The following is a 13,385-nucleotide window of genomic DNA, read 5'->3' as shown; positions in this document are numbered from 1 at the left end:
TCCGGGCAGGGCCGCGGCGCTGATAGCGCGTGCCGCGGGCGAGAACGAGACTGGCCGCCTCGGCGCCGCGCCGCATGGAACAAGGGTTCAAGGAGCGGTCGCCGCAGAAGCGGGTGCGTCCATCTTACCCCGATCGCCATGGACCCGCTCGACATGCGGTTTGGACCATGAACCGGTAATCGCGTAGTCGAGTGCGAAGGCTTTGCCGATCGAATGCGATAGCGCCAGATCCGCCGCCAGCACGCCGAGCCCGAGCAACGGATTGATCACGGCGACCGCTACCGCGGCGGCGCCCGCGCTTACCGTTGGGATGACGTGGACGTTCAGATTCTGCGTTTCGTGCGCGAGGTCGACCGTGCCGCGCATATCGGCGCGCGCCGGCGCGGTGATCATCTCGAAGTTGTCGGTGCGGCCGATGCCGTTGTTGATCTCGCTGGTGCCCTTGATGCTTTCGAACGGCAGGCCCTTGCCGATCACATCCTTGAAGTTCAACGTCGCGAAGCGCGCAAGACTTTGCAGACTCAGCACGCCGAGCAGCTTCGCCGCGCCCGGGTCGACCTTGAGGATCTGGCCGTGATGCAGATCGAGCGACAGGTTGCCGTTGAGCGTCGGGTAATCGATTGCAGTCGGGCCGCCGCGCCAGCCCACTTTGCCCGCCAGCACGCCCGAACCGCCCTTGACGGTGCGCGGCAGTCCCGCGCGCTCGAGCAGTTCGCCCGCATCCTTGATGTCGAGCTTGAAGTCGAACACGGTGCGGCGCGGCGTGTCTTCGTCGGCGTTCGAACCGAGCCGGCGCGACGTGCGCCAGTTGCCGGTAGCGGTCAACTTCGCGGCCGGATTGCTGACTTCGAGCGTATCGAGTTGCCACACCGGCACGCCGTCTTCGTCGCTGTTGTGCGCATCGACTTCGAGTCGGCCGAAGTTGCGGCCGCGCACGATCAGCTCGTTGACGATCAGATCGATCGTCGGCATGTTCTGCGCCGGCGCCGAGATCGCCTGGCCGAGTAGATCGTTTTCCGACGCGGAGGGAATGACGAGGCGTGCGAGGCGTGCCTGCAACGTGCCCGGCGAATCCTTGCTGGCGCCGGGCAGCCATGACACGTGACCGGACACCTGATTCGACGCGATGTTGGCTTGCCACTTGTTGTCGATGTGCGAGGCGCCGACCACCACGCTTTCCCAGTGGCGCTTGAGCAGCGTCAGTGTGCCGATGTGGACGGCGAAGCGGTTCGGCAGGAACTGCGCGACGCTCGCCGACGGTACGCCCGGTTGCGTGCCGTCGTTACCGTGGCGCATGTCGGTGACGAATGTGCGCCATGCGTCGGCATCGAGGGCGTCGATGTCGACCGCGGCGGTGACGCCTTCGGACGGCAGCTCGGCGGGCCGGTTGACGCCGATCGCGCCGCGCACGACGGCGGGTTTTTCGTGTGGTGCGAGCTGCAGCAGATAGGTGGCGGCGATTGGGCCGAATGTCAGGTCGGCGCGTTGCTGGCCGGTTGTGGTGGTCGTGCCAGCCGCGCTTGCTGCACTTGCCGGCTCGGCGGACGCTGTCGTGGACTGCGGTTGCAGCGTGAAATGCAACGGCATCGGCGTGCCGAGCGGTTTGTTGAACGGCGCAGGGAAGTTCAGCGCGAGTCCAGTCAGATCGGAATTCGCCGTGACTTCCGGCAGATGTCCTTTGCTGCCTTGCACACTCAGGTCGTACGGCGCGCTACCCGTCATCCGCGTCAACACCTGCGCGGCGGGACCATGCAGATCGAGACCACGCGCGGCATCGACGGCGATGTGACCCGCGACGTCGAGCGCATAGCTGCCGTTTTGCTTCAGGCCGCCGTTCGCCCGCACGTCGCCACCGAGAAACCGGCCCGACAGCCTGTCGAGCGCGGCGGTGTGCTCGGTGAAATGAACCTTGCCGCGCAGGTCGGACAGCGGCGGCACGTTGTTCATCGCGAGGCGGTTGTTCTGGAAGCCGACCGTTCCTTCAACGGCGATGTGCGGCTTCGGCGTGCGCGGCACCGTGAGTTTCAACGCGAGCGTGGCGGGACCGTCGGCATGGATCTTTTCGGCCACGTGTTTCGACATGCCGCCGAGCGCGCTGCTGTTCACATAATCGAGCAGGTCGGCGAGCGGACCGCGCCCGTCGCCGGCAATCACGAGGCTCGATGTCTTCGTACCGAGATCGTCGATGCGACCCGTCACCTTGTTCAACGCGACGCGCCGGTAATTCGCGCGGTCGATATCGAAGCGCAGCAGGTTCTCCTTCAGCTCGAACACACCATTGATGCCTTCGAGCGCGGGCCACACGCTCGGTGTGCCGTCCTTCATTTTCTTCGGCGGGTACGGCGATGGGTCGAAGGTGCCGCCCTTGAACGGCGCGACGATATGAAAGATCCCCGCAGAAGGATTACGCGAATACGGAAACTGGGTCAGGTCGCCGTGCACTTCGATCGTGCCGTTCTGCGCGGTTCCGGCCTGCAACGCGTGGCCAAGATAGATGCGCAGTTTTTCGCTGATGCTGGTGGGCAGATAGCGCACGACGCGCGACACCTGAGCATGATCGATGTCGGCCTTCAGATCGAGTGTGCCGCGGCCGTGGCCGGGGTTCGAATAGTTAGCGACGAGTTTGCCGTGCAGGTCCGCGTTCTGCACGGCAAGCGACGACACCGACATGGCGAACGGTTTGTGCGTTTCGCCGGGTATGGCCGGGTTGACGGTCCAGGTGCCGGTGCCCTGCAAGCGATCGAACGTGAGTCTCGGGTCGTCGAAGACGCCCGGCAGCGTAACGGCTGCATTGGCGGTATCGAGCGTAACCGAGCCGTGGGTTTCGTCGGCATCGACGCTGCCCCACAGATTCTCGAAACCGGGAATCCCGGCGCGCGGGTGGTTCAGCGCGGTGAGCCCCGGCGGCGGTTCTTGCGCGGCGACGCTGATGCCCTGCAGGTCGCCCTTGAACCGGTAACGCACGATCGGCTCGGCGCCGGTCGCGCTGCGTTCGCTCGCGGCTTCCCCACCTTCCGGCGTGGCGCGCTCGATCTTCATTTCGTAATTGGCGACCTGGCCACGCGGATTGAAGCGCACGAGCTCGTTCAGCAGACGCCGCGGCAGCGGCAGCGCGCGGCTGAATTCCGCGAGGATGCCGAGGTCGACGCGATCGCCGGCGACGCTGACCAACTGGCCGTGCTGCACGCTCGGCATCCGGTAGTGGCCGGTCAGCGTGGTGAGCGCGAGCGTGCGTGTGAGCGGTGTGCCGTCGTCGAGCGGCGGCTGGCCGAGTTCCGCGCGCAGGTTGCGCAGCATCAGCGTGTAGTCGCCGCGCGCCGGGGCGTCGAGCGACCAGGAAAAGCGCGCCTCCGGCATCTCGAGCTTCGGCTGGGTCGGGCGTACCCGCAGCGAGACGTCGGTACCCGACAGCTCGCCGCTGGCCGATTTCATGCGCCCCTGCCCGAACGCGATCCAGATGGCGTTGTCGACGCGGCCCGCGAAAGTCTCGATCGGGAAGTCGATGTAATGGGAAAGTGTAGGCAGATCGACAGGACCGGTCGACACGTAAGCCGTGCCGCTCCAGTTGACCGGCTTACCGATCGGCTCCATGCGCGCATGTCGGAACTGCGCGCGGAAATCGAGTGGGCCATGCAGCACGGTGCCTTCGGCGGGCGCCTGCAGCGCGATCCGGTGGTCGTAGCCGTCGTTCAGAATGGCGAGTCGGATGTCCTGCAGGGTCAGCTCGGGTGCGTCGTGGCGCGCGTCGCGCCAGCGCAGCGTGCCGCCGCGCAGCACGATCGCCTGCTGGCGCAGCAGCCAGGTGGTGAACGTGTCATTGCCGGTGTGCGTGCTCGGCATCGGCACCCCGGCCACCGACAGCGTGCCGTCCGCGGAGCGCGCAACGAGGACGTCCGGCTTGTCGACGATCAGGCTCGAAAGCAGCGGCGTGAGCTGCACGAGCGAGCGCCACGACACCGTGGCGGTAGCGTGCGGGACCGTTAGCGCGACGTTACCGTCGCGATCGCGAATGGTGAGATTGGTGACGTCGACGCCGGGCTGGAAGCCCAGCCAGTGCGGCGCCAGCTTGCCGATACGGACTTCAGTGTGGAGTTTGTCGGAGACGAGCGCTTCGATGCGCGGCCGGAACGAGTCGACGTGCGGCAGGACGCCGTAACGCAGACCCAGCACCAGCGCGGCCACGATGAAATAAACGACGAGCGCGATGCCCAGCACCACCCGCAGCGTATAGCGCAGAACCACATGGTCGTGTCCGCCGGCCGGCCTGGTATTTCCAGCATTGTGCGGGTCGGCGGAGTCGTTTCGCTCGGACATGCTGCGGCGGTTGGCGGGTATGGTAGTTTTGCTGTCAGACGACGAAATGTAACACACGGGCCGGTACCCTCGAACTTCCTGCAAACCCTTGCCCATACCGGTTTGCAGCCCATGTTGCGGGTGCGAACCATGATGCGCCAAGGATATCCGGGACCGGTCTACGGGACATAGCAACGAGCGAGCCAGACCTTTGATGACTGATGTAACCCTGCTGAGTTCCAGCTATTCACATTACGTTGCACGAGCCGTTGCGGCGCGTCCGGATCTCGCGGCGCGCATTGCAGCGCTGGCCGCGACGCCGCTCACGCGCGAACGGATCGATGCGCGGCTCGACGCGCTGTGCGCGGAATCGGCGGCTTGTGTGGCGGGCGCCACGAGCGGCGACGATGCACTGAAACGGGCCTTGCGGCAGTTGCGCACCGAGGTGTTCTGCGCCGTGATGGAGCGCGATCTTGCCCGCACTGCCGATGTCGCCGAAGTCACGGGCACGATGACCGATCTTGCCGAGGTGACGATCCAGCGCGCGCTGGCGGTAGTGTCCGCCGATCTCGAAGCGCTCTATGGCGAGCCGCGCGGACCGCAAGGCGAACGGCTGACGCTCGGCGTCGTCGGGATGGGCAAGCTGGGCGGGCGCGAGCTGAATGTATCGTCGGATATCGACCTGATCTTCGTCTACGAAGACGACGGCGAAACCGCGGGCGGCCAGCGCGCGCCGATCGCGACGCAGGAGTTTTTCACGCGCGTCGGCAAGCGCCTGATCGGCGCGCTCGCCGAAGTTACCGCCGACGGCTACGTGTTTCGCGTCGACATGCGGCTGCGTCCGAACGGCGATTCGGGACCGCTCGTGTGTAGCCTTGGCATGCTCGAAGAGTATTTTTACGTGCAGGGCCGCGAGTGGGAGCGCTATGCGTGGATCAAGGGGCGGCTCGTGTCGGAAGGCCGCAGCGAATCTGCGCGGCGTCTGGCGAAGCAACTTGCCGCCCTCACGCTGCCGTTTATCTATCGCCGGTATCTGGACTTCGGCGTGATTGGCGCGATTCGCGCGCTGCATGTGCAGATTCGCCAGGAAGCGCAGCGCCGCGCGTCGATGCGTCCCGACAAGGCCGACGACATCAAGCTCGGTCGCGGCGGTATTCGCGAGATCGAATTCAGTGCGCAGGTATTTCAGTTGATTCGCGGCGGTCAGGACACGGGGTTTCGCGTGCGGCCGACGCTCGCTGTGCTGCGTTATGCGAACGTGCGCGGATTGATCGCGCCGGCGGTGTGCGATGAGTTATCGCACGCGTATCGCTTTCTGCGCGAACTCGAACACCGGTTGCAGTATCGCAACGATGCGCAAACGCACGCGATGCCGGTCGACCCCGACGAGCGCGCCTGTCTCGCCACCGCGATGGGCTTCGACGATTACGCCGCGTTGATGGTGGAGCTGAACGCGCAGCGCGATCGCGTCGAGCATCAATTCGACCAGATTTTCTCCGACAAGGTGACCGGTCATCGAGGCTGCGGCGTGCGCGAAGACGGCGCGGCTGCGTGGGTGTGGAGCAGTGCGCTAGCCGACGACAGCGCCGGTGAAGCGCTCGAAGCCCGTCTCGTCGAACTGGGTGTTACGGAGCCGGCCGAGCTGCTCGCGCGGCTGCGCGCCATGTGGCAGTCGTCGCGCTATGCGGGGCTCGCCGAGCGCAGCCGGCAGCGCTTCGACATCGTCGCCCAGCGTGCGCTCGAGGCAGCGCGTACGCTCGAACCTCCCGAACGGCGCGGCGACACAGTCGCGCGTTTCTTCGATCTGCTGGAGGCGGTGAGCAAACGCGGCGCGTATCTCGCGTTGCTGACCGAATACCCGAGCGCGCTGCATCGCGTGTTATCGGTGCTCGGCGCGTCGCACTGGGCAGCGGGTTATCTGATCCGCCATCCGCAGCTGCTCGACGAACTGCTCGACGACGAAGCGATTGCGAGTCCGTTCGACTGGTCCGAATTCAAGCGAACGCTGCGCGCGCATCTCGCGGCCGCCGACGGTGTGGAGCATCAGATGGATCTGCTGCGTCATGCGCACCAGGCTGAAGTGTTCCGCATCCTGCTGATCGATCTGGCGGGCAAACTCAGCGTCGAGCACGTCAGCGACCGGCTATCCGAACTCGCCGATGCGGTGCTCGACGTGACGCTCGAAGCGGTCTGGGCGCAGCTCGCGAAGCGTCATCGCGAGGTGCCGCGTTTCGCGGTGATTGCGTACGGCAAGCTCGGTGGCAAAGAGCTGGGCTACGCGTCGGACCTCGATCTGATCTTCCTGTACGACGACACCGACGATGCCGCCGCCGATGTCTACGCGACCTTCACACGCCGTCTGATCACCTGGCTCACGATGGCGACCGGCGCGGGCACGTTGTTCGACGTCGATCTGCGGTTGCGGCCGAACGGCGAGTCGGGTTTGCTCGTCACCGATCTCGACGCATTTCGCCGCTATCAGCTGCGCGAGGGCGATGCTGCGAATACCGCGTGGGTCTGGGAGCATCAGGCGTTGACGCGGGCCCGCTATTGCGCCGGCGATGCCGAGATCGGCGCGCGCTTCGAGGCGATTCGCGAGCAGGTGTTGACCACGCCGCGCGAAGCTGAGCCGCTTGCGCGCGAGATCGTCGATATGCGCGAGCGCGTCGCAGTCGGGCATCCGAATCGTTCGCCGCTATTCGACCTGAAGCACGACCGCGGCGGCATGGTGGATATCGAATTCCTTGTGCAGTACTGGGTGCTGCTACATGCGGCAAGCGACCCGGAGCTGATCCGCAACACCGGCAATATCGCGCTGCTGCGCGAAGTGTCGCGCTTTGGGCTGATGAGCGAGGACGAGGCCGAGACGGTCGGCGCCGCGTATCGCACGTACCGGAAGATGCAGCACCGGTTGCGGCTCGACGGGATGGAGAAGGCGCGCGTCGATCCGGATGCGGTGGCGGGGGAGCGCGATGTTGTGCTGAAGTTGTGGCAGCGGGTGTTCGGTTAAGGCGCGGCTAGTGCGCGATCTGCTACGGCCGCGGTTAGCACCTTGAAGCTGTGGGTTAGCGAGTGTTGGGCTAACGCGCGGTTGGCGCATGACGTGCAACGCCATGCGCTCGCCTTACGCCGTCAACATTTCCTTCGCGTGCTTGCGCGTAGTGGCGGTGATCTCCAGACCGCCAAGCATCCGCGCCACTTCCTCGATGCGGCTCGTCTTGTCGAGCGGTGTGACGGTGCTGACGGTACCGCTCTTGCCGTTCGAGGCCTTCGCCACCTGGAAATGATGATCGCCACGCGCCGCAACTTGCGGCAGGTGCGTGACGCACAGCACCTGGCGATCGCGCCCGAGCTGATGCAGCAAGCGCCCGACCACTTCGGCAACGCCGCCGCCAATCCCGGTATCGACTTCGTCGAAGATCAAGGTCGGCGTCGGGCTCGCGGCACTCGCGATCACCGCGAGCGCGAGGCTGATCCGCGCGAGCTCGCCGCCTGACGCAACTTTGGCGAGCGGTCGCAGCGGCACACCCGCATGACCGGCGACACGAAACTCGACCTGCTCGAGTCCGTGCGCCCCGCCTTCCGGCAACGCGACGAGTGCGACCTCGAAGCTGCCCCCCGCCATCGACAGTTCCTGCATGCCGGTCGTCACCGCCGCGCCGAGCGCCTTCGCGGCCTTCGCGCGCGCCTTCGACAGTTGCCGCGCGTCGGCGAGATACGCTTCCTTTGCTTTTGCTTCGGCGGCGCGCAGGCTGTCGATGTCGGCGGCCGCGTCGAGCGCGGCAAGTTGCGCGCGGCGTGCTTCGTGTTCTTCAGGCAGTGTCTGCGGTTGAAGGCGGAATTTGCGTGCCGCCGAGTGCAAGGCTTCGAGCCGCTTTTCGACCTGGGCGAGCCGGTCCGGATCGAGTTCGAGCCGCTGCGCGTAATGCGACAGCGAGTAGGCAGCTTCCTGTAACTGGATTTCGGCGGGCTCGAGCGCGGCGAGCGCGTCGTTCAGCGCCGGGTCGATCTCCGCGAGATCGCGCAGCTTCGAGACGATCGTGCCGAGCTGCGAAAGCATCGCTTCGTCGGATTCGGACAGCGCATTGAGCGCACCCTGTACGCCGTCGATCAGATTCGCCGAGTGCGACAGCCGCCGATGCTCGGCATTCACGTCTTCCCATTCGCCGGGCTGCGGCGCGAGCTTGTCGAGTTCGGCGAGCTGCCAGGCGAGGCGCTCGCGTTCGAGTTGCAGTTCGCGGTCGCGGGTCTGCGCGAGTTCGACAGCCTGAGCGGCGTCGCGCCAGCCGCGCCATGCACGGTTCACGACTGCGGCAGTTTCGAGCAGGCCGGCGTGCGTATCGAACAACTGACGTTGCGCATCGGGCCGCATCAGCAACTGGTGTGCATGCTGCCCATGGATATCGACCAGCATCTCACCGAGTTCGCGCAGTTGCGTAAGCGTGGCCGGCGTGCCGTTGACAAACGCACGCGAGCGGCCGTTTGCATCGAGCACGCGTCGCAGCAGCACCGTGTTGCCGGCGGCATCGCCGGCTATGCCGAGCGCCTGGTCGTCGAGCCATTGCTCGACTTCGCCGTGGGTATCGAATTCGGCGGTGATGTCGGCGCGCGCTTCACCGGTGCGCACGACGCTCGCATCGCCGCGCGCGCCGAGCGCAAGCGCGAGCGCATCGATCAGGATCGATTTGCCCGCGCCCGTTTCGCCCGAGAAAACCGTGAAGCCGCTGTCGAATTCGAGATCGAGCGCGGCGACGATGACGAAGTCGCGTATCGAGAGATGGCGAAGCATGGAGGTGGTCTGGTTGGCAGGCGGTGACGGGCGAGGCGAGCGTTCGGTTCTCAGCTCAGTTTTCAGGATCGTCTTCGTGCGAAGGGTATTCGTTCCAGTGCAGCTTCTTGCGCAACGTCGCGAAATAGCTATACCCGACCGGATGCAGGAACGGCACCGTATGGCGCGAGCGGCGCACCTCGATCGTATCGTTCAGCTCAAGCGCGGTGAACGACTGCATATCGAAGTTCACGTTCACGTCGCGGCCCGAGATGATCTGGATGCCGACCTTCGAGTCGTCCGGCAGAACGATCGGCCGGTTGGACAGCGCATGCGGCGCGATCGGCACGAGCACGAGGCCCTGCAACTGCGGATGCAGAATCGGTCCCGCCGACGACAGCGCGTACGCGGTCGAGCCGGTCGGCGTCGCGACGATCAGACCGTCGGAACGCTGGTTCGACATGAAGCGCCCATCCACCGAGACGCGCAACTCCGCCATGCCCGAGAAGCCGCTGCGATTCACGACGACGTCGTTGAACGCGAGCGCGTGATAGATCGGTTCGCCGGCGCGCATGATGCGCGCTTCGAGCAGCGTGCGTTCTTCGCGCTCGAAGCTGCCCGCGAGCATCTGCGGGACCGCTTCGTACATGTCGGAGATCGGGATGTCGGTGATGAAGCCGAGCCGGCCGTGGTTGATGCCGATCAGCGGGGTGCGGTAGGGCGCCAGTTGCCGGCCGATGCCGAGCATCGTGCCGTCGCCGCCGAGCACGACCGCGACATCCGCGCGCGCGCCGATCTCGGCGAGCCGCAGCGCGGGGTGGCCGGACGCACCGATCTCGGCGGCTGTGTCCGCTTCGAACACGACCTCGAAGCCACGCTTCTCGATGCAGGCGGCGAGCTTCGTCAGCGGCTCGCCGATGCCGGGCGTGTTGCTGCGCCCTATGAGCGCGACGGTCTTGAACTGGGTGGTAACTTGCATGCCGGCATTACACCATAGGTAGGTGTCGAAAAGAACCGTGGCCAATCCTGGCGGCGCGCCGGGACCGAAAGCGGGCTTGCATGGACAGGATTGTCGTTAGAATGGTGAAGCGCCGATGACAGGACCGCATCGGGCGCGCGGCGGCACCTCTGCCATGCAGCTGCTGACGGGCGACAAAGCCGGCTGGGATAGATGGCGACATCCCGGTCATATCGTTTGTAGCGCCATTGAGCTAAAATTTTTCGTCATGCTAGATCCCCGCGCACAAACCCTCCTCAAAACGCTGATCGAGCGCTACATCGCCGAAGGTCAGCCGGTCGGCTCGCGCACGCTGTCGCGTTACTCCGGGCTGGAACTGAGCCCCGCGACGATTCGCAACGTGATGTCCGACCTCGAGGAACTGGGACTCGTAATCAGCCCGCATACGTCGGCGGGCCGGATTCCGACGCCACGCGGCTACCGGCTGTTCGTCGACACGATGCTGACCATGGAGTCCGCCGCCGACGAAGAAGCCGTCACCCGGACCGTCAAGACCACGCTCCAGGCCGGCGAGCCGCAAAAAATCGTCGCGGCCGCGGCGAGCGTGCTGTCCAGCCTGTCGCAGTTCGCCGGCGTCGTGCTGACGCCGCGGCGTAGCCACGTGTTCAAGCAGATCGAATTCATGCGCCTGTCCGACAAGCGCATCCTGCTGATCATCGTGACACCCGAAGGCGATGTGCAGAACCGCATCATGGCGACGCAGCGCGACTTCTCGCTGTCCGAGCTGACCGAAGCGTCCAACTACATCAACGCGCATTTCGCCGGTCTCTCCTTCGACGAGGTGCGCCGCCGCCTGCGCGAAGAGATCGATGCGCTGCGCGGCGACATGACGACGTTGATGCACGCCGCAGTCACCGCGAGCACCGACGACACCGATACCGGTGAAACCGTGCTGATTTCCGGCGAGCGCAATCTGCTCGAAGTGGCCGACCTGTCGTCCGACATGGCGCGGCTGCGCAAGCTGTTCGATATATTCGACCAAAAGACCAGCCTCCTTCAGTTGCTCGACGTGTCGAGTCATGCGCAGGGCGTGCAGATTTTCATCGGTGGCGAATCGAACCTCGTGCCGATCGAGGAGATGAGCGTCGTCACCGCGCCGTACGAGGTGAACGGCACGATCGTCGGCACGCTCGGCGTGATCGGGCCGACGCGCATGGCCTACAGCCGCGTGATCCCGATCGTCGATATCACCGCGCGGCTGCTCTCGCTGACTCTTAGCCAGCAGTAGGGTGGTTCCCGCAGTCTTCCCTTGCGATGGTGGATGATGCCGGGCCGGTGGCCGCGCCGCCAATCGGCCGGATGGCCAGCGGACGCGACAGGCGCGGCGGTTGCGGGTTGGTCCGGCGAGCCGCGCCGCTATAATGGCCGCTTTCGCCTCTCACTCCGCGCCCCGCGCGCCGACCCGTTGCCTATGCGTTTCGATCTCGAGCGGCCTTCGCAGCCTGCCGCGGCACATCGCGTCGGCGTGCTGCTGATCAATCTCGGCACCCCCGATGCGCCAACGCCCCGCGCGGTGCGCCGCTACCTCGCGCAGTTTCTGTCCGATCCACGTGTCGTCGAGATTCCCGCCGTGCTGTGGCAGATCATCCTGCGTCTGCTGATCCTGCCGTTTCGTGGCGTTTCGTCGGCGAAGAAATACGCGGCGGTCTGGATGCCGGAAGGCTCACCGCTGCGCGTGCATACCGAGAAGCAGGTCGACGCGTTGCGTCAGTTGCTGCAGGCGAACGGCTATACGACGATCGTCGAGTACGCGATGCGCTACGGCACGCCGGGCATACCGGCGATGCTGAACCAGTTGAAGCTCGCCGGCGCGGAACGCGTGCTGCTGATGCCGATGTATCCGCAGTATTCGTCGTCGACGACTGCGACCGCCTTCGACGACGCGTTCGCGGCGTTGCGGCGCATGCGCAACCAGCCCGAGATCCGTACTGTGCGCCAGTACGCGGACCATCCCGCGTACATCGCGGCGCTCGCGGCCCAGGTACAGCATTACTGGCACGCGCACGGCCGCCCGGATTTCGCTGCCGGCGACAAGCTGATCCTCAGTTTCCACGGTGTGCCTAAACGCACGCTCGATCTCGGCGATCCCTACCACGAGCAATGCCAGCAAACCGGCGCGCTGCTGATGCAGGCGCTCGAGCTGAGCTCGGTCGAATGCCGGGTGACCTTCCAGTCGCGCTTCGGCAAGGCCGAATGGCTGCAGCCGTATACCGCGCCGACGCTGAAGGAACTGGGCGCGGCGGGCGTGCGACGGGCCGACGTGTTCTGCCCCGGCTTCACCGCCGATTGCCTCGAAACCATCGAGGAAATCGGCATCGAAGTTCGCGACGAGTTCGTGCACGCGGGCGGCAAGGAGTTTCACCGCATTCCCTGCGTCAATACGGCGCCGGCGTGGATCGCGGCGCTTGGCGAAATCGTGGCGATCAATCTGCAGGGCTGGCCGGTGCAGGTGCCGCAAACCCACGGCGCGGCGGCGGCATGAGCGCTGCCGTTGCGTCGCCGGGCTGGACAACGGGCCCGGCACCTGAATTTCGTAGCGCCGCGCAGGAAGGCGCCGCCGCGACCCGGAGCAACCGATGAACTACCGCATTTCAACCGACGCAAGCGCACGCCTGCGGATCGACAAGTGGCTATGGGCGGCGCGCTTCTTCAAGACGCGTTCGCTGGCGGCCACGGCGGTCGAGAAAGGGCAGGTGAGGATTGGCGGTGCGACGGTCAAGCCGGCCAGAGACGTGCGCGTCGGCGACCTGGTCGAGATCGAGATCGAACGGATGGTGTGGCAGGTGGAGGTGCTGGGCCTGTGCGACGTGCGCGGGCCGGCCAGCGTAGTCCAGACGCTCTACGCGGAAACCGCGGACAGCAAGGCGAAACGGCAGCAGGAGCTGGAGCGCCGCAAGACGTACCGGGAGCCCGCAGAGGCGTTGCAGGGCCGGCCGACGAAACGCGACCGGCGCATTATCGACAGACTTTCAGGTGGGGATTGAACAGCTTTTCCATCGTCGCGTGCACGCCGCCATATTCGGTCGTGCTCTCGTTGACGGCCCCGGACATGCAGATGGTCGTGGTCCCCGCAATGAGTACCAAGGCGACCACCGATATTGCAAAGGTCAGTTTCACGGTACCCCCTGAACACAGGATGGAAACAGGCAATTGGGACGGACGGTGATGGGCTCGCGTAAGCTCAGGGTAAACCTGCCTTTTCTCACGCTTGGATGGAGTTTAGGCCACTCGGAAATGCCGCTCAATCTCAATCTGATGAAGGCTGGGTAATGGTTGTAACCGGGCGTTTCCGCAGCACGGCTGCGG

Annotated in this window: 7 protein-coding genes; 4 read left to right on the top strand and 3 right to left on the bottom strand. The window is 65.5% G+C overall.

What is annotated here, in order from left to right:
• Positions 1–87 precede the first annotated feature (87 nt).
• On the bottom strand, positions 88–4,314 hold the full coding sequence (locus tag M0D65_RS02615) for a YhdP family protein (RefSeq protein ID WP_266250887.1): 4,227 nt from the start codon (positions 4,312–4,314) through the stop codon (positions 88–90).
• 193 nt (positions 4,315–4,507) lie between these two features.
• Here M0D65_RS02615 and glnE point away from each other — a divergent pair, with 193 nt between their 5' ends.
• Positions 4,508–7,303: a bifunctional [glutamate--ammonia ligase]-adenylyl-L-tyrosine phosphorylase/[glutamate--ammonia-ligase] adenylyltransferase gene (gene glnE, locus M0D65_RS02610; protein WP_266250885.1), complete on the top strand. Its 2,796-nt coding sequence runs from the start codon at positions 4,508–4,510 to the stop codon at positions 7,301–7,303.
• Between the two features lie 114 nt (positions 7,304–7,417).
• On the opposite strand, the gene recN is transcribed toward glnE, so the two are convergent.
• Positions 7,418–9,082 carry a DNA repair protein RecN gene (gene recN, locus M0D65_RS02605; protein WP_266250884.1) on the bottom strand — a complete coding sequence of 555 codons (1,665 nt, stop codon included), beginning with the start codon at positions 9,080–9,082 and terminating at the stop codon, positions 7,418–7,420.
• A 55-nt stretch (positions 9,083–9,137) separates the two neighbouring features.
• Positions 9,138–10,040: an NAD kinase gene (locus M0D65_RS02600; RefSeq protein WP_091010021.1), complete on the bottom strand. Its 903-nt coding sequence runs from the start codon at positions 10,038–10,040 to the stop codon at positions 9,138–9,140.
• Positions 10,041–10,287: 247 nt separating this feature from the next.
• Here M0D65_RS02600 and hrcA point away from each other — a divergent pair, with 247 nt between their 5' ends.
• From hrcA to M0D65_RS02585, 3 genes are all read left to right on the top strand, one after another.
• The gene (gene hrcA / locus M0D65_RS02595) at positions 10,288–11,307 is read left to right on the top strand and encodes a heat-inducible transcriptional repressor HrcA (protein ID WP_091010896.1); all 1,020 of its coding nucleotides are present in this window, start codon (positions 10,288–10,290) and stop codon (positions 11,305–11,307) included.
• A 183-nt stretch (positions 11,308–11,490) separates the two neighbouring features.
• On the top strand, positions 11,491–12,561 hold the full coding sequence (gene hemH / locus M0D65_RS02590) for a ferrochelatase (protein ID WP_266250881.1): 1,071 nt from the start codon (positions 11,491–11,493) through the stop codon (positions 12,559–12,561).
• Between the two features lie 94 nt (positions 12,562–12,655).
• Positions 12,656–13,063 (top strand): RNA-binding S4 domain-containing protein, encoded by a 408-nt coding sequence (locus tag M0D65_RS02585; protein ID WP_266250879.1) that lies wholly within the window; start codon positions 12,656–12,658, stop codon positions 13,061–13,063.
• Positions 13,064–13,385 lie beyond the last annotated feature (322 nt).

Origin of the sequence: Paraburkholderia sp. CHISQ3, from assembly GCF_030464945.1 — a bacterium.
Lineage (GTDB): Bacteria > Pseudomonadota > Gammaproteobacteria > Burkholderiales > Burkholderiaceae > Paraburkholderia > Paraburkholderia megapolitana.
This window is presented reverse-complemented; position numbering and strand designations above follow the sequence as displayed.